The organism is Psychrobacter sanguinis, assembly GCF_020736705.1.
GTDB lineage: Bacteria > Pseudomonadota > Gammaproteobacteria > Pseudomonadales > Moraxellaceae > Psychrobacter > Psychrobacter sanguinis.
The window spans coordinates 2,869,436-2,895,852 of the sequence record NZ_CP085990.1; the positions used below are offsets into that span (position 1 = coordinate 2,869,436).

A 26,417-nucleotide genomic window follows, 5' to 3' on the forward strand; every position below is an offset into this window, starting at 1 on the left:
TATGTTCTACTCTTGCTTTGAGCACCTGTGTCATAAATATGCAACTCTAATAAGCTTGTCTTTATTAGACACATATCTTAGGATATGGGATATAGTTGAAGTTAAAATATTCTTAATTTCTTCTCTTTATAAATTTAAATAATTACAAATACTTAGACCTAATTTTCATAGATTATTGAAGGACCGTCATGCAAGAAATAGAATTAAAGTTTTTGGTGCCAGAATATAAAGTTGATTCATTAATGCGCCAAGCTAAAATCAAGTCCTCTAACACCACTCAATTGGCTGCCCACTATTACGATACGGTAGACAATACCTTAGCCCAAGCAGGTATGGCACTTAGAATCCGTAAAGAAGGCGATACTTGGGTACAAACCCTTAAGTCGAATGGCGATGGTATGGCCTCCCGTGGGGAACAAAACGATATTCTTGATGATTCACAAGTCACTGAAGCTTTAGAAGCTGACAGCTTATACCCTGACCTCTCTGTATATGAAAAGTTAGGTGTTGAGCAAATGGTTTTAAACTCAAGTCAAGAAGAAGTCTCTGATAAGTTAAATTGTCTTTATATTACCGATGTCGAACGCACCACCCGTATGATTAAAGGCAGTAATGGTGTGATAGAAATGGCCTATGACGAAGGCACTGTTATTCATGGTGAGAATGCAGAAATCAGTCAGCCCATTTTAGAAGTTGAATTTGAATTGTTAGAGGGAGAGGTATCCTTTCTATTCGAAGTGGCTAAAACTTGGTGTAAACGATATAACCTATGCCTATCTACTGTGACCAAAGCCGAGCGCGGTGGTCTATTATTAGCAGGCAAACAGCATGCTGAAGCTACTAAGGCCAATTTAAAGCAATTAGATTTTGACAAAAAGGTGAGTCAGCCTGAGTTTATAAGAGCGGTGATTCACAATTGCATGATTCAGATTCTACCCAATGCTAGTGCTATTGCGGCTGGTAGTACGGATGGCGATCATGTGCATCAGCTTCGAGTCGGTATTAGAAGATTGCGTACGGCCTTAAAATTCTTTGATGGTTTTTCTTCTCAGTTAAATCCTGAATGGACTCCTATTCTAAAGCAAACTTTTGGTTTATTAGGCGATTATCGAGATCATGAGCTCCTAGAAGTGAAGACTCAACCCATGTTAGAAACCAAAGGCGGTCCTTATGTTGACTGGTCTGAAGAGCGTGATGCGATTAAAATAAAACCTATTGATGCGATTAGAGCGCCAGATTTTCAGATAACTTTACTAGAGCTGATGGAATATACCATGAGTTCTGCTAAAAAAGACAAACCTAAGCAAAAAGGTTCTGCTAAGCAAGAAACTGCCAAAATAATGGAGTCGTTATATAAGAAAATCAGTAAAGCGAGTGATCAGTTTGCCTCATTGGATATAGAGGCACAACATGACGTTAGAAAGCGTTTAAAAAGCTTAAGATACATTAGTGAGTTTGTTAGTCCGATTTATAAAAACAAAAAAACCAAAGCTTTCTTAAAGTATTTAGAGCCGGCACAAGAGGTGTTAGGTGATTATAATGACGACATCGTGGGTCAAGCATTTTATAGACAAAAAACAGAAACTGATCCTAATGCTTGGTTTGCTGTTGGCTATTTTACCGCCCAAGAAAGTCATGCTGCTTTAGTATGTGCTGAGAGTCTTAAAGTGATAAAGGATGCCCCTAAATTTTGGTAGTTGAGCTGCTCTTAAAGCTGTCACTTAGTTTGGTTTTATAGAAAGTTGGATTTTATAGACACTTAAACTATTGTATACATTAAAAAGCATCTTCTTAGCTCGATTACGCAGAAGATGCTTTTTTTTGGTCAGTGAAAAATGCAGTGGTTTAAAATATAGCTGTTAACCTGTCACAATCTCAACAGGCACGCCTTCACCAACCTGATCAAATAGCCATAGCAAATCTTCATTACGCATACGCACACAGCCATGCGAAAGCGGTATACCCATAGGTTCTGAGTCCGGCGTACCATGAATATAAATATAGCGCTGATAAGTATCACAGCAGCCCGCTTTATTCTCTCCTTTATTCAAACCCAATTCACAACCTGTTAACCACATAATACGGGTTAAAATCCAATCTCGATCGGGATATTCTAACCCAAGCTGCTCATCATAAATCTCACCCGTAGGCTGTCTGGCCACAAATACACTATTGATAGGCTTACCTGCTCCTATTTTTTCAGCAATACAGTGCTTACCCAAAGGCGTACAGCCACTGCCTTCTTGACTACCTATACCATTTTTTGCAGTGGAAATACTAAAGCTATAGTTAGTCATATTGCCTTCTTCGTCAGGAACAAACAACGTTAGCGTCTGTTCAGCGATATTTACAATAATCTTAGGCGTGATTTTCTCAATTATTTTTAATTCGGTCATAGCATTTCAGCCTTAATTCTAATTATTACCATTTACATTAAATATTAATCAAGAGAGCTAACTGTGATGAAAGGTTGTAACCAAAGTGAATCACCCTTATGATAAACACAAATAATTCATTGTAGTAGGTCTTATGACAGCTCTTTTACCCACCCGCGTGTCAGTATATGATTTCCTATTTGAAGATACGTTACCTATCGATGCCTTGTTTGCAGATATCGGCAATATTTCAATTCCTCAAGCCCGCTTATTAATCCAAAATGGCACACAAGCTATTACCAGTGCGCTTATGGCCTATAATCAAAAGCAAGGGCCTGAAGCCATACTGAAAAAATTATTAACGCGCAGTCTTGTCAAAGAATTACGCAAATATAATGCCTTTAATTTCAAGACCATGTACACTGCTTATCAAAATGGTCACTCTATTAATGAGGCTTTATTTCGCTCAACTGAGGTGCAAAAACAGGTTTGTCAGAAACTTGCTCAGCAGGCGAATTTAAATTCCAGCCAAGTCCGCGATTTGTTAGGTGCTCTAAGCTTATTATGCTTAAGGGAAATTGCCATCTTAACAGATTATGCTCAGTTAAATGAGCAAGAAATAAATGACTGGTTTGCATTGCAACCTCAGTTCTTTCAGCTTAAACGAGACATACCAGACGCTCAAGCTTTACAAAGCAACGGGGTTACAATGACTAGCTTAGCGCCTAGCTTTGATCCCTCTTGGCATCAAATTACAGGTTATCAGCTTCCTACTATCGCTACCGCCTATAACTCACAACAGATGCCGCACTATGCTAGAGTGATTGGAAGAACGTCAAATAATACTTCTACAAGCAATAACTCTAAAAATAATAGCATTGCTGCTAATGGTCCGCTCATTGTTGATAACTCTAATAACAGTGATGTGCTAACTTTTGATTCAATGGCCAACATTACTCTGCCTTATCAACGCTGGCTCTTACAGCTGGCTAAAATTTCTGATATTTATCTCAGCCGCAGACGTTTAAAGGTTGCTCCAGAGCCGATACAACCTCCTTCAAGACCTTTCGTTAACTTTGGGTTCTTAGATATTGAAAGTGGTAGAGATAGCGATACACAAGCTGGAGAGCACCAATCGGTTAAGACTCCAACCCCATTGTGGAAAAATCCCGTATTGATTTTACTGGTAATCGTCATTGGTGGCTTAACTCTCTTGGCCGTGGGTAAATATCAATACAAGAAATCACAAACGATACAACCCACAGTGCATCAAGGAAAAATTCAAGTCTAAAAATAGACTGATGTTATAAAAGTCACTATTTTTTTAGTAAAATGAGTCTTTAGTGAGGTGGCTAATTACGCTGCTTTTACTGCTTATTTATCACTTCTTCTTTATGCTCAAAAAAAGGTGCAAACTCTAAGAGCTTGCACCTAGTAGTCCATATAAACACCAGACTTATAAAGCAGACAATTCACATTTAAAGCTGATCAATGGCCATTTGGGTCAAAACACGACCTCGCGCTGTTCTTAACACATAACCTTGTTGAATCAGATAAGGCTCAATAACATCCTCTAAAGTGCCTCTGTCTTCTGCCATAGCTGCCGCTATAGCTTCTACGCCTGCAGGCCCACCATCAAATCTAGCATGTACCATCTCGATATAACGTCTGTCTAAATGGTCCAACCCTCTTCTATCTACGGCCAGCATATCCAAAGCACTGTCCGCAATATCTCCTGTGACCTTGCCATTAGATTTTACTTCAGCATAATCACGGACACGGCGTAATAAACGGTTCGCAATACGCGGTGTGCCTCGAGAGCGTCTTGCCACTTCAACTGCGCCTTCCGCTGTCATTTCTACATTCATTAATCGTGCAGAACGACTGACAATAGTGGTTAAGTCCTCGATATTATAAAACTCTAAACGCTGAACAATACCAAATCTATCTCGTAAAGGAGAGGTCAACAGTCCTGCTCGTGTGGTAGCGGCGACTAAGGTAAAGCGAGGTAAGTCTAATTTAATAGAACGTGCAGCGGGACCTTCACCAATCATAATATCAAGTTGAAAGTCTTCCATAGCCGGATATAAAATTTCTTCAATAACCGGGCTTAAGCGATGAATCTCATCGATAAATAATACATCACCTTCTTCAAGGTTGGTTAGCATAGCTGCCAAATCACCTGCTCGCTCCAATACTGGACCTGAAGTCGAGCGTAAATTACCACCCATTTCTTTAGCAATAATATTGGCCAAAGTTGTTTTACCAAGCCCTGGAGGACCGAATATTAGAGTATGGTCTAATGCTTCATCTCTCCGTCGAGCAGCCTCAATGAATACTTCCATTTGTTCACGTACCACAGGCTGACCAATATACTCAGCCAGTGTTCCGGGACGAATGTTACTGTCTACCGTATCGTCTTGACGCTCTAAAGGATTAATCAGTCTATTTTCCATAATCTATTACAAATAACCTTATGCTTATTAAAAAACTTGATAAAAAAAGAGGGAAATAAAGATTTTATATCACTATAAAATTGCAAATGAAGCAAAAATAGACACGCAAAAAAATTACGCTAAAGCAGTGATTTATGATATTCATTATATATCATAACCACTACTTTAGCGTAAGCCTAAAAAGTTAGGAAATATTTTAGGTTTTTAATTAAGCTGCTGCATGGAAGTGTTTTTTAAGAACTTCAAGACAACGGGTAATTTTTGCAGGTTGCTGTTCACGATCTAAAGTCACTGCATATAAAACGAAATGCGGTAATGAGTATTCAGGAATAACTTCTACTAGCTCACCAGAAGCCAATTCTTTCTGAACATCAAGTGACATAACACGTACTAAACCATGACCTTCTTTGGCCAAAGTCGTTGCTAAGAACACATTATTAGTCTGAATTCTAGAAGGTACTTTAACGCGGTTCTTTTTACCAGTTTCGATACTGTTAAAATCTAACGTATTTGGATCTTTCATCAAATCGATACTAATTAGCTGATGACTCACCAAATCTTTAGGCTTGGTTATCTTCTCATGCTGTCTTAAGTAATGTGGTGATGCTACCAACATTTGTTTTACTTCAGCAAGTGGATAAGTCGCTACTGAACTGTCTTTAATCTGTGGGCTCATACGAATAGCAATATCAGCACGCTCATCAATCATATCAATGTAATGATTGTCAGCTAAGAAATGAATGCTTAAATCATCATGAGCAGACATCCAAGTTGATAATGCAGGAAGGATATGATTGACCCCTAATTCAGGAGTAGTCGCAATTCTTAAACTGCCCGCTAACTCATCACGCAGTTGATTAACTTTGATACGTCCTTGATCTGCTGCAGTCACAACATCCTTCGCAGACTCATAGAAGCTAGCACCCGCTTCCGTTAAACTTAGCTTCCTAGTAGATCTGTGCAACAATACTACGCCTAGATCTTTTTCTAGTGACCTGATTTGTTGGCTTACAGCACTTGTGGTAATACCCAACTGTCGCGCTGCACCACTAAACGAACCATGGCCGACAACACTGGCGAATACCGCCATACCTCTTAAATTGTCTAACATCATTCTTAACACCTAACATATAAAGTAAGTGGTATAGTATAACTTATTTAAACAGACAATTGTTGAGAAATTACGGACAAATGTTAAGTTTTTTCATTTTTTAAGTTTACTTTTTGTTAAAGCAAATTGTAGAAACTTTGCAGAACTTATAAACAATAGAAAAATGACTATTCTGTATCATCTAAAAGTCTCAAATGAGTAATTTCCCCTTTAGAATCATGGATTAACCTTTGCATAACAGGACTTTGAATAATCAGTTCCTTTGCAGAATCCTTGGCTTTAACTTCCCGTAATTTCTGTCTATTCTGTGGTAGTAAATCTTCATAGTTCGAAGCCAATAAAGTATCAACTTCAATCGATACTTCTGCCCCAAATTGGTCACCCAAATGATTGGCCAAATGATTGAAAATACTATGCATATTCTTAGTATCGAAGGCAACCTTGAATACACTTTTACCAGAAATTTGACCGGTCATTACTCCTTGTCTTGCCATAGCCAGTTGATCGTAAGCCAACGCGCCAGACTCCCTCGCAGTTTGTAACCAATAATCCCATTTTTCAGGAGTCCATTCACCTATCAACTCTACTGGAGCACACTTTAATAATGAGCGTGGATCCTCTGCTGAAAATTTAGATATTTTTTCATTCTCAGCAGGGTGATTCAGAGTCGAGGTAGATATTGACTGATCTTGATTAACATTGGTCTCGTTTAATTCTATTGACGCTTGCTGTTCAGAAATTATACCGCTCGATTTCGCATCCTCTGACAGGATAGTGTCAGCCTTACCATGCGAAACAGAGGATTTTAATCCACTTTTAGTTTCAAATAAAGTATTTAATTCAAAATTAGAATGACTATCACTATTATTATTTTCCGTTTTTATAGAATCTTTATCATGAATGGTATTAACTTCTGCTTCAATGATAGTTTCTGGCTGAGCATTAGTATCTGGTGCAGTAATAGACTGACGTTCAGAATCAGCTTGTGACGGAGTACTTATTTCTGGTTGAGCATGCGTCTCTGATTCAGGATTAATCTGAACATCAGATGTGAAATCAGGTAGTGCATAATCGAAACCATTGTCACTATCTTCTATGACTGAATCATTTTGCTCAATAATACTTTCAACTGGTTGTTGATCAAAAATCAAAGTATGGGACTGATTAGAATCTTCTACTGTCTCAATAAGATCGGTATCTTCTATAACATCATCTTGTAAATGAAAGTTTTCAGCTTCAGACTCAGGCTCATTTACCGATTGCAATTCGGCTTCCGTTTCACTTTCAGCTTTATTTTCAGTGTCGTTCCCCAATCCAGATTGAGGTTCAATTTCAGAACTAGAATTTTCCGATTGTGGCTGAAGATCTGATTGTGGCTGAGGAATAGAAACGGTATTGTCCGGCTGAGCTTGAATAGGCATTGGCACTTCATTTATTGCCAAAGGTCTAAACGCCAATAAGCGTAACAAACACATTTCAAGTGCCTGCAAGGGAATATTGGCCAGTTTAATCTGCTCACGACCTTGGATAACAATCTGATAGTACAGTTGTAAAACATCAGGCCCAATAATACTTGCCAAACGTTTAATTTGATTCGCTTGCTTATCGTTAACATTTAAAGCGACATTTGGCAATAATTGCAGCATCGCTATCTGATGCAATAATTCTGCTAGCCCATCAAACATGCTGCCTGCATCTACCATTTGAGCACGCATTTGTTCAATATGAGCAGAGACCGCTTCAGTATTACCTTGATAAATATCCAATAACAAGCTAACCAAGTCTGCACTATCAATCAGACCCAGCATGTCATTAACCGTTTCATCGGTCAGTGCACCTTCACCAAAAGCAATGGCCTGATCGGTCAACGATAAAGCATCACGGAGAGAACCTTTGGCAGCATTGGCCAATTGCCAAAGTGCAGGTTGAGTATAATTAACCCCTTCAAGGGTTAATAAATTTGCGAGATGATCACTGATCGCTTGTTGAGGCAAAGGTCGTAATACAAACTGCAGACAACGACTAATGATAGTAATCGGTAGTTTTTGAGGATCAGTAGTGGCCAGTAAAAATTTAACGTGCGCTGGTGGCTCCTCTAATGTTTTTAATAACGCATTAAAACTATGCGTCGATAGCATATGTACTTCGTCAATTAGATAAACCTTGTATCGCCCTTGCGTCGGTGCATAAGCCACATTATCAATGAGCTCACGCGTGTCTTCAACTTTGGTGCGTGATGCTGCATCAATTTCAATCAAGTCAATATAGCGACCTTGATCAATTGCCACACAGCTACTACAAACGCCACACGGGGTACTGGTGACTCCCGTTTCACAGTTTAGGCATTTCGATAAAATACGGGCGATTGTGGTTTTACCCACTCCGCGTGTCCCGGTAAATAGGTAAGCATGGTGTAACCTATTATGATCAATGGCGTTGATAAGCGCCTTAGACACGTGAGACTGCCCAACCAATTCATGGAAGTTTTTTGGGCGATATTTACGTGCTAGAACTTGATACTGCTGCGACATAATGGACAACCAAATCTATAGGGTAAATTTTAAAACTTGCAACAACTTACAATAACGAAAAGCTAGGCACAAGACATCGATGACTTGTGCCTCTGATACTAAGTTTTATCAAGGTTGCTGCTACTTATTCAATATTGATGTCAAATAATTATCTAAAGGAACGATTACTTTATTTATTAAAGTGACAAGCGTAGGTTCAGTGACTTATCGCTTGGCTATCTATTAGCATTAGTTATTATCAATGGTTATTAGCATCGATTATTGCTACTGATTATTAATACAGATTGCCAAGATGATGACTGCCTAATTTTGAAACATTGCCAAATTATTAATCGCTTATACGACAAAACCAGATTGATGGTAGATATCCATCATCACTGTGACATTGCCTTGCCCATCATTATTAGACATATCGAAGCCTAAAATAAAGTACTCTTTCATTACTGGGTCTTGAAGCTCAGCATTAATCTCAGTCAACAATTCACGATAATTTTGCTGCAAGTAATCTTTTGAATATTGGGCATTTTCATCCAAGCCATAAACCACAATGACATAGTGTTGCCCAAAGTCATTATAAGAGTGTTGATGGCAAAGATAGCCGTTTAAACACTCTTCTCGCGAACGATTTTCATAAGCCATCATCTCTTCAATGATACCTATTCGAGTATACATAGATTCTGCAACTAAGATTTTTACCTGATCAAGCGGAATCATATCTCCGGCATCATGCCGACGCTTAGTGGTTCCGTTTAATAATTTTTGAAAAATCGTCGAATGAGATTGCAACTTTTGGGTCAGTTCAATCTGGTTTTGGGCTAACTGTGCATCGTCAGTATTATTATTTGTTGTGTTTATAAGGTTAGTTAGTCGAGTTTCAACTTTGGCCAATAGGCCAATTTCCACCAGCTTTTGTTGTATCTCAATCGCTCTTTGATAAAAATCAGGACTATTTAAAAAAGCCTGAGCCAGTTCAAATTCACCTTGAAAATCATCGATATTGACTAACTTAGACAAGTGATGGTCGAAATAGCTCAATAAATCACTTGGCGTTTGTAGCAACTGAACTGTCTTATAAAAGCTGTTTAGGCTAAATAACTGTAGGACTTTATTTTTATCAGCCAAATCAATAGGACAAGCTTCTTTAAAGAAACTGCTTCCAAACTCATGTTCGATTTGATAGCTATTACCTTCGTGAACTAAGGTTAATGACGTAAGACCTATATAGTGGATCTTATCTAAGCCCTGTTGCTCATTTGCTATTGGCAATTCAACCTTAGCCGCGATCTGTTGGAAGCGATTATTGATATAAGTAGCCGCCTGCAGTCGTAAATCAGCAAGCATAGTTTTTGACACATTTGGACTGTCTACGGCTGCAATTTGCTCATGCGTCAGGACGTATAGCAACTGTTTGCCTATCCTAAACGCATAATCAAACTGACCTGAGCCCACTAATGGATCATCTTTTGCCAAATATATTGACAAGAAAGTACGATGGAACATAGCCAGCCAGTCAAATTCAGCCACTGAAGCCGGCTTTTGTACGTCTGGCTGTTTTTTGCTAGCGTCATCCTCCTCAGATGAAGACCCAATCTCAGGTTGATTCCTATCTATAGAATGAACATTAGTAGAGTTATGACTCACATTATTATTCTGATTGCCATACCCTTCTCCTTGATTATTCAAGGAAACACTCTTTGATTTCTGGGCGGAGTAATTTGTCATACTGTCCCTTTAGATTGACTGTGAAATTTTTCAAAAATAACAATTATTACTATACCGTTTTTTTAGTTATGTTGCACATAGGTTAAAGCGTCTATAGTCATTTTTAAATAAACATTCAATATTCTATTTTTCGATTGATACCGTTCTAACAGTACTGTGCTAAAGCCTTAGCAACATTAAAAGTGTCATTAAAAGTAGTATTAAAAGTAGCATTAAAAAATATAGGACTGCACTTATTGGCAGTCCTATAAAATGTGACAACATAAATTAAAACTGGTTTTTAACCTATGTTTTAATCTAGTTTTTAATACGCATGTGAGGGAATAAAATCACATCACGAATACTGGCTGCATCAGTGAATAACATCACTAGACGGTCGATACCAATACCTTCACCTGCCGTTGGCGGCAAGCCATAAGATAAAGCTTCAATATAATCAGCATCAAAATGCATGGCTTCATCATCACCCGCATCTTTTTCAGCCACTTGATTATGGAAACGTTCGGCCTGATCCGCAGGGTCATTAAGCTCACTGAAGCCATTGGCAATTTCACGGCCACCGATGAATAACTCGAAACGGTCAGTGATTTCTGGGTTCTCATCATTACGACGGGCAAGTGGAGAAGTTTCTGCAGGATACTCAGTAATGAAAGTTGGCTGACGTAGTTTATGCTCAGCGGTTTCTTCAAAGATGATGGTCTGAAGTTTACCGATACCAAAGCCTTCTTTAACTTGCTGTTTTAAAACATTTTGAGCATAATCCGCTAAATAATCACGGTCATCAATTTTGCTCATATCGAAGTTGTCTGCATATTGAGCAATGGCATCTTTCATGCTTAGACGCGCAAAAGGCGCTTTAAAACTAATGTTCTCATCTTGATAAGTAAGCTCAGTCGTACCTAAGATATCAGTCGCCAATTCATTGAACAGACGCTCGGTTAGGTCCATCAAGTCTTTATAATCCGCATAAGCTTGATAGAACTCAATCATTGTAAATTCTGGGTTATGACGGGTAGAAACCCCTTCATTACGGAAGCTACGGTTAATTTCAAACACGCGCTCAAAGCCACCTACTACCAAACGTTTCAAATATAACTCTGGGGCAATACGCAAATAAAGTGGCATATCTAAAGCATTGTGATGGGTAATAAATGGACGTGCCACTGCCCCACCTGGAATAGGATGCATCATTGGCGTTTCTACTTCCATAAAACGCTCGTTCAGCATAAATTTACGAATACCGCTGATTACTTTACTGCGAATTAAGAAAGTATTACGACTGTCTTCATTGGTCATTAAGTCTAAATGACGGTTACGATAACGAGCTTCAGTATCTGCTAGGCCATGGAATTTATTAGGCATAGGACGTAAAGATTTTGTTAATAAGGTAATTTCTTCGATATGAACGTATAGATCACCTTTACCAGAGCGGCCGATATACCCTGAAACACCAACGATATCACCTAAGTCTAAAGACTTAATTAACGCTAATGTCTCTTCAGTTAATTCTTTACGAGCCACATACAGTTGAATACGACCTGTCATGTCTTGAATAACAATAAAGGCCCCACGGTTAAGCATGACGCGACCTGCAACGTTAACCTGAGTTTTGTCACCATTCGCCGCTTTTTCTTCAATTTCTTCTTTACTAATACCTTCAAACTGCTTTTGTAAATCTTCCGCATAATCAGTACGTTTGAACTTATTCGGATAAGCAATTTTACCCGAGGCAGTAATCTCATCAAGCTTAGCTTGGCGCTGAGCGATAAGGTCATTAGTTTCATCGATTGATGGGGCTTGATCTTGATTATTTTGATTAGACATAAGACTCTCAAATTATTTATGGTAAAGATTTATTATAAAGCGGCGGCGACTAAAGCAGTCCGTTATTCTCCGCTGACACTGGCCATTAAGTCTGCCTGATGCTCACGGGTTAAAGCATCTAATAGTTCATCCAAATCACCTTCCATAATAGCATCCAACTTATACAAAGTTAGGTTAATACGGTGATCTGTCATACGACCTTGGGGGAAGTTATAAGTACGGATACGCTCACTACGGTCTCCGCTACCCACTAAGTTACGGCGCAGTGCATCAGCAGTATCGACCTGCTCTTGTACTTTCGCTTGTTGAATACGCGCAATAAGCATTTGCATCGCTTTGGCGCGGTTTTTATGTTGGCTACGCTCTTGCTGACATTCAGCAACCACCCCAGTAGGAATATGGGTCAAACGAACTGCAGAATCCGTGGTGTTAACGTGCTGACCACCGGCACCGCTTGAGCGGAAAGTATCCATACGAATATCTGCTGGATTTAACTCTACCGTATCATCGATTTTAACTTCCGGCATGACTGCAACAGTACATGCTGAGGTATGTACTCGGCCCTGACTTTCTGTTTCTGGAACACGCTGTACTCGGTGAGCACCAGACTCAAACTTCAAACGACCATATACATCATTACCTGAGACCCGAGTAATGATTTCTTTATAGCCCCCATGCTCGCCTTCGTTGGCGGACAATACTTCGATAGTCCAACCTTGAGATGATGCATAACGCTCATACATGCGGAACAAATCGCCTGAGAAAATAGCCGCTTCATCACCGCCTGTACCTGCACGAATCTCTAAGAAGGCGGGCACCTTATCATTAGGATCCTTTGGCAGCATCATCACGTTGAGCTCTTCTTCCATCGCTGCAATATCGTCTGCCGCAGAATCGATCTCTTCTTGCATCATCGCCTTCATTTCAGGATCTGACGCTTCGTTAATCATCTCAAGCGCATCTTGTTTGTCCGTTTCTGCTTGACGATAACGCTGCCATAAGCTGGTAATTTCAGACAGCTCACTGTGCTCCATTGATAACTCGCGAAATTTATTATTATCGCTGATAGTACCTGGGTCAGATAGCAGGGCAGTCACTTCTTCAAAGCGGTCTACCATTTGATCTAAACGTTCTCTTAACGAGTCTTTCATAAGTAATCTTTTCTTGAGTCTAGTTGTTAACAGATATTAACGGATAGTCAGAATTGAATGAACTATTAACCGTTTAATTTGTAAGGTAACTTTTGTGGCAGAAATAAAGTGGCTAATTATAGCAAATTTTAAGGACAATACCGAGAGTCATCTTATCAAATATCCGTACTTCAAATATCCATACTAAAAAATAAGCAGGCTCATAATAGATATTATGTTACCTGCTTAATTTGGAGATTAAAAAGGACGATTACACTTTTCTAAGTAGCACAGACCCAATTGAGTAGCCGGCACCAAACGAACACATTACACCCAAGTCACCAGACTGTAATTTGTCTTTGTAGCGATGGAAAACAATAATCGGACTGGCTGAACTGGTATTACCAAATTCTTCGATAACTGTTGGGGCAATTGCAGGATCAGCTTGCTTACCCACCACACTGCGTAGGATTAAGTTAATCATATTGATATTGGCTTGATGTAGCCACATCATTTTGACCTCTTCAGCCGGGACCTTATTTTTCTCTAGCTGGGTACTGATAATTTCTGAGACCTTAGGACATACTTCACGGAATACTTTGCGACCATTTTGTAAAAACAGCTTATCAGACACAGGATCTTTCAAGTCATAATAAAGCTCAGCATCAGCCGCCTTATACTCACCTCTATCGAGGAAACCATATTCGTTTTTGATATTGGTTGAAAATTGAGTGTACAGCTTGCTATCAATGATTTCGTAGCCTTTTGGCGTGTCAGATTGCTCAACAATAGATGCGGTCGCCACATCCCCAAAAATAAAGTGGCTGTCGCGGTTGCGCCAGTTTAAGTGCGCCGTAGTAATCTCTACGTTAACCACAGCAACTTTGCTACCCAGACCTGCGTTGATAGAGCCCACCGCTTGCGCAATCCCAAAAGTAGCCGCACTACAAGCTACGTTCATATCATAAGCAAAGCCATCTTGCATGCCAATAGCATGTTGAATTTCAATGGCCAAAGCAGGATAAGCACGGGGTAGATTTGAACATGCCACGATGACACCATCTAGTTCAGTTGCATCAATGCCGGCCTCATCTAAAGCTTGCTGCAGGGCATCTACACCCATCTCAGCCATCACTGAAAGCTCTTCACCTAATTTACGAGCTGGCAGGACGGGCATCATCACTTCAGGATCTAAAATGTTTTTCTTATCCATCACATAGCGTGACTTAATACCAGACACCTTTTCGATAAATTCAGCTGAAGACTTCTCTAATGCTTCACGACTGCCCGCTTCAATCTCGCTTGCATACTTATGATTATAATTATCAACATACTGATTAAACGACTCAACCAGCTCTTCATTACTGATGCTATACGGCGGAATATATAGACCTGTCCCTGTAATATATGTTTTCATATCGCTTCCTATTTTTCTTAGCAAATAAGGTATTTAACGCAGTTTACGATTACGTCAAATGGCTGTGCAACACGCACAATCATTAAATTTATACGTCTAACTCAATATGTTGCATCAATATATTGCATAATGGTGCAGCGAGTCATACTCATCATGGATTTGAAATTCCAAGCCATATATTATGCCTGTTTTGAGTCATTATTCCTAATCCTGAGTGTTATAAATTCTTTATCTAGGCCTACTTTAAAATTCTGAGACCTTCTTATGACCCCGATCGATAAACCATGGACTGTTGAAACTGCCCCCTTATCTGTTGTACCTTCACTACAGCAGTACCCTATTCAAAACGTTTTCAAAGTTGCGATATTAGGTGCTGAAAGTACCGGTAAAACGACCTTGTGTCAGGATTTGGCTTATTATTTTGATACTCAGTACACTATTGAATTTATGCGGCCTTATTTACAACAGAAGTGGGATCTGACTCAAACCCCTTGTGAATGGCAAGACTTAATGCCGATCGCTGAAGGGCAAATGGCCGAAGAGAATGCAAAAGCGCAGCAAGCTAATCGCTATCTCTTTTGTGACACTACTCTATTTGAATTAATGGTATATGCCTATTGGTATTATGATAAATGCCCGCAACCTATTGAAGCTGCAGCGAATAATCACAGGTACGATTTAATTTTATTAACCGAAGTGGATGTGCCGTGGGAGGCTGATGACTTACGAGATGCGCCTCACCAACGTCATGAGATTAGCCAAGCTTTTGAACAGGCGCTTACGGCGCACCATCGACCATTCAAAAAAATTGGTGGCAACCGAGAGCAACGGGTTAATACAGTCACACAGTATTTAAATACTCTGTCATAACAGTCATCAAGTCAGCTTCTACAAAACCAGCTGTTATAAGAATAGCCCACCACATCAGAGGGTGAGCTATGTATTTAATTAGTTAGTAAGTTCAGTAATCTCGGTTAAAGCTTAGACTTAGTTAAAACCTAGATTAAAGGTCAATTTTTTCCAATACAAAATCGATGTCTTTATCACCACGGCCTGATAAGTTCACTAAGATGCTCTCATCGCTAGACATCTCTTTGGCAATCTTCATCGCATAGGCTACTGCGTGAGATGATTCTAAAGCGGGGATAATCCCTTCCATACGTGACAAAGCCATAAACGCATCTAAACACTCTTGGTCTGTTACTGCTTCATAAGTGGCTAAATTGGCATCGCGTAAATGAGAATGTTGAGGCCCAACGCCAGGATAGTCTAACCCAGAAGCGATAGAGTGGACTTGTGCAGGCTCGCCCTTATCATCAAGTAACACATAACATTTGAAACCTTGAATCTCGCCTTTTACCCCTTTGCTCATTGTCGCTGCGTGTTTAGCTGTATCAAGTCCTTCACCTGCCGGCTCTACCCCTACTTTCTCAACATTTTCATCATCCATGAACCCACTGAACATTCCCATGGCATTCGAGCCACCGCCTACACAGGCCACTACTTTATTAGGCAGCTTACCCGTTGCTTTTAAGAACTGCTCACGAGCTTCATGACCGATAACCGATTGAAAATAGCCTACCATTTCAGGATAGGGTGCCGGCCCCACTACTGAACCAATGGCGAACATGCTATTTTCGATGTCTCCTAAATAGGCCTCAAACGCACTGTCTACTGCCTCCTTTAAAGTACCTGCTCCCTGTGATACTGGCACTAATTTGGCACCTAATATCTTCATGCGACTCACATTGGGATGCTCTTTTTTAATATCGACTACCCCCATGTGAATTTCACATTCAACACCCATCAGTGCTGCCGCTGTTGCTAATGCTACCCCATGCTGTCCTGCGCCTGTTTCAGCAATGACTTTGGTCTTGCCCATTTTCTTTGCCAGTAATACTTCACCTAAGCAGTGATTAATTTTATGAGAGCCAGTATGGTTTAAGTCCTCACGTTTTAAATAAATCTGGGCACCACCGCAATGTTCCGACAAACGCTTGGCATGATAAATAGGACTAGGCCGACCCACATAAGTCTCACGTAGCCTTTTCATCTCATCGATAAACTCATTGTTGTTAATTATTTCACGGAAACCAACTTCAAGCTCATCTAACGCTTTGGCCAATTCAGGATGACCAATTTTGCCACCAAACTCCCCAATTAAACCTTCTTTATTAGGTAGGGTTGACGCGTGTAATCCGTAGCTATTTTTAATCTCAGTCATTAATCGCACCTTGTCTCAAGTGACTCGTCATTGTCATTTTTTATTTACTTAGCTTAGCTATGTACTCGTTTACCTAACCAATTAATCAAACCGTAATTTCAAAATATTTGTATTTGTGTTCTAGTACAGTGATACAAATTCTAAAACATGTTATCAAATCGGTCAAGTGAATTGACAGCAAAATAGCTAATAAGCTATGAGATAAATAATTAATAGAAATAGGCGTTACTTCATAAACTTATGGTTAAAAAACTTTATATAAGAGGGTTTATAACCTATTGGAATAAGTAGTTAACAATTAACTGTTAGACCTTTGACTTAAAATCCGGATAATAGTTCGTTTTTATTTGCGGAGTACGTCATGCTATTACTACTGCTGGTCATTGTTTTTATAGCCTTGCTATATGGCTTATGGCGATATCACCGTCAAAGCGACTCGTTGAGTCGTAGCGTATTTCTAGGACTATTTATCGGTGTGCTTTACGGTCTAGTCTTATCTGCTTTCAATATAGATACAGAGAGTTTTTTACCTTGGGTCAATATCGTTGGTAACGGTTATGTCAATCTACTAAAAATGATTGCCATGCCACTGGTATTCGTCTCTATCTTAGCGGCTATCGCCCGTTTAGAAAAAGCCTCAATGATCGGTTCAATGAGTTTCTGGATTATCAGCACTTTACTCATTACCACCGGTATCGCTGCCGTAGATGGGGCCATTATCGCCAACCTATTTCATTTAGATGCCAGCTCGATTGTGGCAGGTGAACAGGAACTGGCCCGTGGTCAAAGCATGATTGAAAGCAGTAGTGAGGTGGCGGACTTAACGATCCCGGGTCTGATTTTGAGTTTCATTCCTACCAGTATTGGCGGCACACTTGCTGGCCTAGAAAGCACCTCCATGATTTCAGCAGTGGTTATCGCCAGCCTATTGGGCATGGCAGCGCTGACAGTTAATAAAAATGATCCTGAAAAAGGCGCGCTTATTATTCGAGCGATCGACGTGCTACAAAGCTGGATTATGGCGTTGGTACGCTTCATTATTCGCCTAACGCCTTATGGAGTTATGGCTTTAATGATTAAAGTGATTGTGACCACTGATGCTGATGCTATTTGGCAACTGGCCAAGTTCTTAGTCGCTTCTTATGTAGCATTATTTATTATGCTAATAGTCCATGCCTTTATCATTATGTTGGCAGGCAGATCGCCTATTGATCACTTTAAGAAAATCGCTCCAGTTTTGACTTTCGCTTTTACCTCTCGTAGCTCGGCGGCGACCATTCCTTTAAGTATCGATGCTCAGGTCAATAAATTAGGCATAGCCAAACCCATCGCTAACTTTTCAGCTTCATTTGGTTCAACCATTGGTCAAAACGGCTGTGCTGGGGTTTATCCGGCTATGTTAGCAATGATGATTGCCCCTACTATGGGCATTGATCCTTGGTCGATTAGCTTTATTGCGTCGGTAGCAGGCGTGGCTATGATTGCCTCATTCGGTGTGGCTGGTGTCGGTGGCGGTGCAACGTTCGCCGCTATTATTGTTTTATCGACCTTAGGCATGCCTTTAGAGTTGGCAGGTCTATTAATCTCAATCGAACCTTTGATTGATATGATGCGCACTTTGGTCAACGTTAGCGGCTCTATCACTGCTGGCGTGGTGGGTGACAAAGTTTTGGGTAATACAACAGAACAAGCTAGCTTCGATGACAGCTCTGCTCAGGTTGGCTAATCTGGTAACCGACTGATTGAGAATATAATCATTCAAAATCGACTGTTTTAAGATTACCTTGCTGGCTTAGCTGTTTAATAAATATAGCAAGGATGTAATGATAAAACGCCTTATTAAGGCGTTTTTTTATGTCATATGACTTTGATATAAATCGGCCATAACCATTCACTCAATTACTTTACTGTTTACCTGCTTTTGGCGTAGACTGAATAATATAGCTTATATTGAGCCTACTCTTCGCCTATCTAGCCAATGAAATAAAATTACGTAATAACACCTTTCTAACCGAATATAAATAATTGAAAAATCTCAATAGCCAATCGTTATATTTTAAAAACAAATAACATCTTTTCAACTAATCATATTTAATAAACCGCTCAGGAGACTTTTGCCAATGGCATAAAGCCGCTTCCATCTCTTGATAGCCAATCTCTAAGTAATCCGCTAGACCCACAGCATGCTCATCTAGCTGCTCATTACTTAGCATACCAAACAGTAACTTAGCGCCACGTTTAGGCCCACTGGCTTCAGCGATATAACAACTATCCGGTGCTACCTCAGCCAGTCCTAGCTTACCTAGTAAGCATAAATACTCATAAGTCGATAATCTGCCAAAGCGATAAATATTTTGACGGATCAAATCATATAGTAATTTAAAATACTGTTGTCTATCTAAAGCATTATCTACTGGTCTAAATAATGCCTTATGTCCACCCTGTTCATCAATAAAGTCAACATAACTACTGAATACTATCGGCAAATGACTTAATGATTCATAAGCTCGATGATGACCAAATTTTGGTTTAGGATAATTTTGTGATAGCGAAACCGCCAAGGCTTCTAGTCGCTCGTTAAGTGAGGGTTGTTCATTTAGGAGTTGCCAAGTTAACGGGCTTTGTAAATTCAAGCCTTCGCCACCATACAGCTTTTTCATAAATGCCCACTCGGTCTGCGCACTATCATCGGTATAGATTAGTAAGAAACTTAGCCAACAGGCCTCATCATAATTGGTATGTCTTAATGAGATAATGGCTTTTATGGGATCGAACTTGTCTGACTCAGGGTTAATAGATTCTGGATCAATTTCGCTGTTCAACAGCGCCTGTATCCGAGCATTCGCCTCTTCGCTTTCAATAAGTTGTAACGCCAGTACTTCATAAGTAATAGTGGGCAAATTCTCAGCAAGATTATTCGACTGTAGATAACTGCGTATGTCTTCAGCAATTTTAATTGAAGAATCACTGGTATCTGTAAATTTCATATGAGGTAAGTCTCAGCTTTTATTTTGGGTATCAAGATTTAGATACAGATCATTATTATCTTTTATAACCGGTGTCTTTTATAACCATTTGATAACTTTCATTTCCTTAAATAAACACTAACAAAAACCATTAAAAACAACATGGTATATTGTGATTATTTCAGCAATACTAATCAGTACAGCCTACCCTTTCTAATTACTAATTACTAATCCCTAACTATTATCCAGTTTTAAAAAACTGACACTAGTTAAGCGTAACTCATAGAATAATAAAAGGAAAATATATGACTACTAATAATGCCACCTCCGACAATACCATCCGTGCCTATGCGGCAAAAGAGGCCGGCGGCTCATTAGAGCGTTATGACTATGATGCAGGCGAGTTAAAAAACGATGAAGTCGAAATCAAAATCAGCCACTGCGGTATCTGCCATTCTGACTTGTCCATTATCGATAATGAATGGGGGATGAGCGATTTCCCAGTCGTCGCCGGTCATGAGGTGGTTGGTACGGTGACCCGTATGGGAGATGCCGTTAAAGGATTGGAAATTGGACAAAAGGTTGGCTTAGGTTGGACTGCTGAATCATGTCAGCACTGTGACTGGTGTATTGATGGTAAAGCGAACGTATGCCCAGAAGCTCGTCCTACTATTGTTGGTCATTATGGCGGATTTGCTGACAAAGTACGAGCTCAATGGCAATGGGTCATTCCTTTACCTGAGGGTATCGATATGGAATCAACAGGTCCATTAATGTGTGGTGGTATTACTGTATATCGCCCTATCATCCAACATCATATGGATGCCAGTAAAAAAGTTGGCGTGATTGGTATTGGTGGGCTTGGCCACATGGCATTAGAATTTTTAAATGCATGGGGCTGTGAAGTCACTGCCTTTAGCTCCAGTCCAGATAAATATGACGAAATTAAATCATTAGGTGCTCATAATATCATTAACTCTAAAGATGAGAACGCTTTGAAGGAAGCGCAAAGTTCACTAGATTTAATTATTTCAACCGTTAATGTGGCATTGGACTGGAATCTTTATCTGGACCTATTGAAGCCTGAAGGAAAGTTACATTACGTGGGCGCAGTCCTTAGTCCATTAGATATCCAAGCCTTTAACTTAATTGGCGGTGCAAAATCTGTTGCGGGTTCCCCCACTGGTAGCGCTGCTGAAATCCGTCAAATGGTTAATTTCGCGGCACGAGCTGGTGTTAAACCGGTTATCGAAACCTATCCTATGTCGAAGATTAACGAAGCGATAACCCATATGCGAGAAGGCAAAGCCCGTTATCGTATCGTGTTAGAAAATGACTTTGACTAATTCTAAGCGAATTAGGCTCGACAAGCTTAGACCTTTAAAACTTTAATAAAAAATGCCGGTTAATTTATTGACCGGCGTTTTTGTAAAGATTGCTTATACTCTACAGTGTAGCGTAGTTAATAAGCAATGTGCCTATTATTTATATACTTGTATTTATCTGCTTGCCTATCGACGTGCATTAACTTTTTCCCACATCGTATTAAGCCTCTTTTGTGATACTGCTTGGCGGGTCTTCATAGGCTGAGCAAATAGCTGAATACGAAACTCTTCTACTAGCCAGCGATACTCGCTAATAGTTTCGTCATCGGCACGTCCTGCCAATCGTTCCATATGAGTATCAAGCTCATATACCGCATCCAAATCACCATCTAGGTTATGCTCTAGGCGTTCGATACGAACCTCTAATGCTTCTAAATAGCGTGGATACTGTTGCCAATGTTCATAATCCATACGATAAACGAAGTCCGATAAGTGCAAATCATCGAGCTGATCTTCAATATCATCAATAGACTCACCAAATACTTCACGATCTAACATCAGTAAACTACGACGAATACGTTGCCAACGGGCATAAACGTCTTTAAGTAGCCTAAGAACCGTTTGACCCTCTAATAAAAATTGTCCGAGTACTGCCTCACTAGTCTTCGCAAATTCAGAATCATCAAGAGGCAGTTGTGCAGCCAACCGTTCTGCTACCTTATCAGCATTATCGGGCAACTCTTCGTCATGGTCTTTGAACTTAGGAGCATGAACCTCTAAGGCGGCATCTAAAGTGGCATCGACAACGATGGTTTTTAATTTATCCATATCGCCTAGAGGTGCAAATGCCAGCTTAAAGGTCTTATCTATTTGGCTGGTTAATTGCTTTTGTTTGGCCCCTAGCTTAGTTCGAATGAGAGTCAATACGCCTTTACGATGCGCTTTTAAAGCAGCAGTCACATCGGTAAATTGATGAATGGTCACGGCCTCGCCTGCTTCGTCAGCCACTAATGCAGAAAACTCTTTCATGACGATACCGGCACTGTGGCGATTTTTACTGAACCGATAATGCTCAGGGAAATCGGTATGTACCCCTTGCGAATCCCCACCTTTCGATACCGCTTGACTGGTTTCACTAGCATGCCGCTGCTGCAACGCTTTTAAATCACGGCCTTTTTCGATAACCCGTTTTTTGTCATCGACCACACAAATCTGGGGCTGTAAATAGCGATCAATCGTTGCAGGGTTAAAATCCTCTGGTTTCACCCCGACCACACCGCGGCGCTGTAAGGCTTCGCACAACTGATTTAATAAACCTGCCTGATGATTTTCTTGCAATTCATCAAACAAATCATCCGCCGTATTAGGAATAGGAACAATCTTGCGGCGAATGTCTTTAGGCAATGACTTAAGAAGCTGCAACACCAATTCATAGCGCCAGCCTGGTACACCCCATAGTAGCTCAATCGCATCAAGCTGTGGTAGTGCAGCTAGCGGTACACGAATGGTGACCCCATCATCTTCTGATGCAGGGTCAAACACATACTTAAGCGGTAACTTCAAATCACCCAATTGCCAAACTTCAGGGAACTCGCCCGTAGTCGGTGCAGTCTCTTTTAAGACATCTTCATCGCTAAAGAATAAGAATTTAGGATCTTCTTTTTCGACCTCTGCTCGCCAATCTTCAAACGCTTTACGGCTAGCAATGTGGCTCGGTATTTTACGCTCATAGAATTGGTATAAATCTTCTTCATCTACCAATAAATCACGGCGACGTAGTTTTTCTTCAATACGCTCGACATCGGCAATTTTATCCATATTATGCTGCAGGAATGGCGCTTGGCGACCTAAGTTACCGGTCACTAAACCATCTCGGATAAATATTTCACGCGACTCTTCGAGATTAATTTGTTCATAGTTGGTGAGCTGTTTCGCAACCACAATAAGACCAAATAAGCTGATTTGAGCATAGGCACGAACACGCCCGGTCTTTTTCGACCAATGCGGCTCAAAGTAATGGTATTTAAGTAAGTTGCCACCTGCAGAAATAATCCATTCTGGCTCAATCTTCGCCACAGTGCGCATAAATACTTGCGAGGTTTCCACTATTTCAAAGGCCATGACCCAAGCAGGGGCTTGCTTAAAAACAGTACTGGCTGGGAATATTTTCGCTTTTTGCTGGCGAGCTGCTAAGTATTCGCCGCGTTGATCGGTCTTATGCGCAATCACTGATAATAGCCCTGTCAATAAGGCTCGGTGTAAATTGGCATATTTGACCGCACGCTGCTCTTCATCAATGTCGCTATTTTGTGCCGCTTTATCAACGATTAGATCACTGGCAACACTTTTAGCCACTTTAACGGCTTGATTGGCCTTACCTTTAGTCTTGCCATTTTTCGCATTAGGCTTGTCTTTGTTATCTGTACCAGAGTCAGTTAATAGCTTAAGATCAGTGACCATCTGCTCAAGCTGACGGTAGGTCTTCTCCCACTCACGTAGACGAGGGAAACTTAAATAATGCTTTTTAGCAAATGATTTGCGCTGGCTGCTGCTCAGTTTATTGCTACCACCGCCATAAAGAGCATTCCATAAACTCAGATAGAATAAGAAGTCGGAGTCTTCTTGACGAAAGATAGCGTGTTTTTGATCAGCTTGAGCCCGCTTCTCTGCAGGACGCTCACGCGGGTCTTGTACAGCTAAAGCGGCGACGATAATCAGCATCTCAAGCATACAATCAAAGTCACTACCTGCCACTAGCATTCGAGCCAGCCTTGGATCGATCGGCATACGCGCCATTTTTTGACCAATACGTGTCAGCTTCACTTCATTTAAAGTCTGCTTAGCCACGGGCTTTTTATTATCAGGATTTTTGGGAGCAATAGCCCCTAGTTCATCAAGCAACTTACGACCATCTTTTACCAGACGACTGTCAGGTGGCTCGATAAAATCAAAGTTCTCCACCGTGCCTAAGCGTAGGTTGGTCATTTGTAAGATAACCGAAGCCAAGTTGGTGCGTAGGATCTCAGGCTCTGTATATTCAGGACGACTCTCAAAATCTTCCTCTGAGTACAGTCGAATACAAACCCCAGGCGCCACACGACCACAGCGTCCTTTGCGCTGATTGGCTGCCGCCTGTGAGATAGCTTCAATCGGTAAACGCTGAACCCGTGAGCGATATGAATAGCGAGAAATACGGGCAAAACCTAAATCAATCACGTAACGAATACCGGGAACGGTTAGTGCCGTCTCTGCCACGTTAGTAGCAATAACAATACGTCTACCACGCCCTGAGGGCTGGAAAATTCGCTGCTGCTCAGCATAAGTCTGACGCGCAAATAAAGGCAATACTTCGGTATGACGTGGCCCATGCGCAATCAGAACCTCTTGCATTTCTCTAATCTCTGCTTCAGTGGCTGCAAAGACTAAAATATCTGCATGCTCAGGATGACCCTTGGCATTCGCATCTTCAAAGCACTCTTCTACCGCCGCTACTAAAGCACGTGGCAAGTTGTCTTCAAAATCATCAAAGCTGTCATCGTCAGAGCTAGTGACCGGCGTGTCTGTTAAAGGACGATAGCGGACCTCAACAGGGTAACCTCGGCCCTCCACATCGATAACCGGTGCAGGCACCATACGCTTTTTGGTTTTATCATACTGGGCAAAATATTCACTAAAGCGTCCGGTATCAAGAGTCGCTGAGGTAATAATAACCTTTAAATCTGGACGCTTGGGTAACAGCTGTTTTAGATAGCCCATGATAAAGTCAATATTAAGACTGCGTTCGTGCGCCTCATCAATAATGATGGTGTCATATTTACTTAAAAAGCGATCATGACCCAATTCAGCCAACAAAATACCATCTGTCATCAATTTGACGACGGATTTGGCCGTGCCCTGTTCATTAAATCGAATTTTAAAACTGACAGTATCACCGAGCTGCTCTCCTAGCTCCTCAGCGATACGGTTGGCCACACTACGTGCTGCCAATCGTCTAGGCTGGGTATGGCCAATTTGACCCGTAATACCGCGCCCTGCCAACATCGCAAGCTTCGGCAATTGAGTGGTTTTACCCGAACCGGTTTCGCCTGCCACAATAATCACTTGATGGTCATTAATCGCTTGAATAATATCTTCGCTACGTTTACTAACTGGTAATTCAGCATTTAACGTTTCTGCTAAGTTTTTAGGAATACTATTAATGCGCTCTTGCACCACCTGCTGTGAACGTGCCTTAATCTTTTCAAAATTGGCTTGTTTTTCTGCTATTACTTTGGGACTGGCACTCTTGGGAGGACGGCTCAACTCGCGTTGAAGACGGCTTAAAAAATGACGGTCTTTGGCCAATACTGGCAACTCGTCGATTTGTTTTGCCGTTTGAAAATCATTGGAAGCAGTGACAGCAACTTCTGATGCTGTATGAATGTCATTACTGTCTTTAGTCATATATATTTTGGCTTTATTAGCGATATTATAGTTAAGGTTGTTCAACCACTTTGACAAGATTTTGATGAGGAGATTTAATGAGGGCCATCTAATAAAAGCTGAAAATGTTAGCTTAGGCTATTTATTATAGCGAAATAAGTGACCCTGCTTTAGAGCTTTATGAGGGTTTACAAGCAGTTATCAAGTTTTGAGGACATAATTACACTCAAATAACTATGAATCTGCTTGCTTAGAGGTTGTTTGAAAAGCCTATAAGTCCAACGCTTTAAGCTTTTTGATACTAAGATAACCAACATACGCTTTATCCTCGACTACCTTACTGTCTTCAGCTACCGGCTCTATAAGTAGTCTACCTGAGTCAATCAAGCCTGACACATCATATATCTCATCAACATCGACGCACAGCTTATCATCAATGTGCGAGGCGCCATTAAAGGGGGTTGCCTTATCATTGTAACTAAAGTTTTTATAAAACTTTGTCTTTCGAGCATAGGCTTTGGCCGCTGACTCTGTGGGCGCAACCACCAATAACTTATGATGAAACTCTTCGATACTGCCCTGCTGATAACCGCCTAAATTAATAAAATATAACTTAGGCGATTGTTGCTGTTGTATAGCTTGATTTTGGATCAAGTCATCATGTGGCTCATCTGACTTCCAAGATATTTTGTAGTATTTTCCCTCTACCCCTGCTACATGAGTGATCGCTTGATACGAGTCAATATGCCACGTATTTTTAACCTCTGGCCAATGGGTATTTATGGCCGGAATAAGAGCACTTAATTTATCACCCACCCCAAAGAAAATATCGTGTTGCTCGATTAGACGCCCTTTAGGACGGGCGCCCAGTTGGACCATAAATAACGTTGGCATATCGTATCCTATGTAAATTC

17 protein-coding genes are annotated in these 26,417 nt (G+C 40.6%); 5 read left to right on the forward strand and 12 right to left on the reverse strand.

The genetic code is table 11. The features are described from left to right. Positions 1-188 precede the first annotated feature (188 nt). Complete coding sequence (locus LK453_RS12070; RefSeq protein WP_201527171.1) at positions 189-1,697, forward strand: CYTH and CHAD domain-containing protein; 1,509 nt, start codon at positions 189-191, stop codon at positions 1,695-1,697. Between the two features lie 162 nt (positions 1,698-1,859). Here LK453_RS12070 and LK453_RS12075 read toward each other — a convergent pair whose 3' ends face one another. Then, a complete protein-coding gene (locus LK453_RS12075) occupies positions 1,860-2,396 on the reverse strand; it encodes a L,D-transpeptidase (protein WP_201527170.1) in 537 nt (178 codons plus the stop codon). A gap of 133 nt (positions 2,397-2,529) precedes the next feature. On the opposite strand from LK453_RS12075, the gene LK453_RS12080 reads away from it, so the two are divergent. Continuing rightward, positions 2,530-3,666, forward strand: coding sequence for a hypothetical protein (locus LK453_RS12080; protein WP_201527167.1), 1,137 nt, complete (start codon positions 2,530-2,532; stop codon positions 3,664-3,666). Between the two features lie 187 nt (positions 3,667-3,853). Here the strand turns inward: LK453_RS12080 and ruvB are convergent, their stop codons facing one another. The 7 genes from ruvB to LK453_RS12115 all read right to left on the reverse strand — a co-directional run bounded on the left by ruvB (position 3,854) and on the right by LK453_RS12115 (position 14,566). Then, positions 3,854-4,831, reverse strand: a complete 978-nt coding sequence (gene ruvB, locus LK453_RS12085; RefSeq protein WP_007393675.1) for a Holliday junction branch migration DNA helicase RuvB — start codon at positions 4,829-4,831, stop codon at positions 3,854-3,856. 208 nt (positions 4,832-5,039) lie between these two features. Continuing rightward, positions 5,040-5,942 (reverse strand): LysR family transcriptional regulator, encoded by a 903-nt coding sequence (locus LK453_RS12090; protein WP_201527506.1) that lies wholly within the window; start codon positions 5,940-5,942, stop codon positions 5,040-5,042. 167 nt (positions 5,943-6,109) lie between these two features. Next, positions 6,110-8,473, reverse strand: a complete 2,364-nt coding sequence (gene dnaX, locus LK453_RS12095; protein ID WP_201541636.1) for a DNA polymerase III subunit gamma/tau — start codon at positions 8,471-8,473, stop codon at positions 6,110-6,112. A gap of 336 nt (positions 8,474-8,809) precedes the next feature. Continuing rightward, a complete protein-coding gene (locus LK453_RS12100) occupies positions 8,810-10,195 on the reverse strand; it encodes a hypothetical protein (protein WP_201535840.1) in 1,386 nt (461 codons plus the stop codon). Between the two features lie 297 nt (positions 10,196-10,492). Next, the gene (lysS, locus tag LK453_RS12105; protein ID WP_007393679.1) at positions 10,493-12,019 is read right to left on the reverse strand and encodes a lysine--tRNA ligase; all 1,527 of its coding nucleotides are present in this window, start codon (positions 12,017-12,019) and stop codon (positions 10,493-10,495) included. A gap of 62 nt (positions 12,020-12,081) precedes the next feature. After that, on the reverse strand, positions 12,082-13,170 hold the full coding sequence (prfA, locus tag LK453_RS12110; protein WP_007393680.1) for a peptide chain release factor 1: 1,089 nt from the start codon (positions 13,168-13,170) through the stop codon (positions 12,082-12,084). A 250-nt stretch (positions 13,171-13,420) separates the two neighbouring features. Then, positions 13,421-14,566 carry a beta-ketoacyl-ACP synthase III gene (locus LK453_RS12115; protein ID WP_201535837.1) on the reverse strand — a complete coding sequence of 382 codons (1,146 nt, stop codon included), beginning with the start codon at positions 14,564-14,566 and terminating at the stop codon, positions 13,421-13,423. Positions 14,567-14,830: 264 nt separating this feature from the next. Between LK453_RS12115 and LK453_RS12120 the strand changes: the two genes are divergently transcribed. Beyond that, positions 14,831-15,436, forward strand: a complete 606-nt coding sequence (locus LK453_RS12120; RefSeq protein ID WP_007393682.1) for an AAA family ATPase — start codon at positions 14,831-14,833, stop codon at positions 15,434-15,436. 133 nt (positions 15,437-15,569) lie between these two features. Here LK453_RS12120 and trpB read toward each other — a convergent pair whose 3' ends face one another. After that, positions 15,570-16,790, reverse strand: coding sequence for a tryptophan synthase subunit beta (gene trpB / locus LK453_RS12125; RefSeq protein WP_201527162.1), 1,221 nt, complete (start codon positions 16,788-16,790; stop codon positions 15,570-15,572). A gap of 361 nt (positions 16,791-17,151) precedes the next feature. On the opposite strand from trpB, the gene LK453_RS12130 reads away from it, so the two are divergent. Then, on the forward strand, positions 17,152-18,516 hold the full coding sequence (locus LK453_RS12130; protein ID WP_007393684.1) for a cation:dicarboxylate symporter family transporter: 1,365 nt from the start codon (positions 17,152-17,154) through the stop codon (positions 18,514-18,516). 355 nt (positions 18,517-18,871) lie between these two features. Here the strand turns inward: LK453_RS12130 and LK453_RS12135 are convergent, their stop codons facing one another. Further along, positions 18,872-19,777 carry an alpha-glutamyl/putrescinyl thymine pyrophosphorylase clade 3 protein gene (locus LK453_RS12135; protein ID WP_201535821.1) on the reverse strand — a complete coding sequence of 302 codons (906 nt, stop codon included), beginning with the start codon at positions 19,775-19,777 and terminating at the stop codon, positions 18,872-18,874. Positions 19,778-20,061: 284 nt separating this feature from the next. On the opposite strand from LK453_RS12135, the gene ahr reads away from it, so the two are divergent. Continuing rightward, on the forward strand, positions 20,062-21,102 hold the full coding sequence (gene ahr, locus LK453_RS12140) for an NADPH-dependent aldehyde reductase Ahr (protein WP_007393687.1): 1,041 nt from the start codon (positions 20,062-20,064) through the stop codon (positions 21,100-21,102). Positions 21,103-21,267: 165 nt separating this feature from the next. Here ahr and hrpA read toward each other — a convergent pair whose 3' ends face one another. Then, positions 21,268-25,524 carry an ATP-dependent RNA helicase HrpA gene (gene hrpA / locus LK453_RS12145; protein ID WP_227673737.1) on the reverse strand — a complete coding sequence of 1,419 codons (4,257 nt, stop codon included), beginning with the start codon at positions 25,522-25,524 and terminating at the stop codon, positions 21,268-21,270. 249 nt (positions 25,525-25,773) lie between these two features. Next, a complete protein-coding gene (locus LK453_RS12150; RefSeq protein ID WP_201527151.1) occupies positions 25,774-26,397 on the reverse strand; it encodes a DUF1543 domain-containing protein in 624 nt (207 codons plus the stop codon). Between the last annotated feature and the right edge of the window lie 20 nt (positions 26,398-26,417).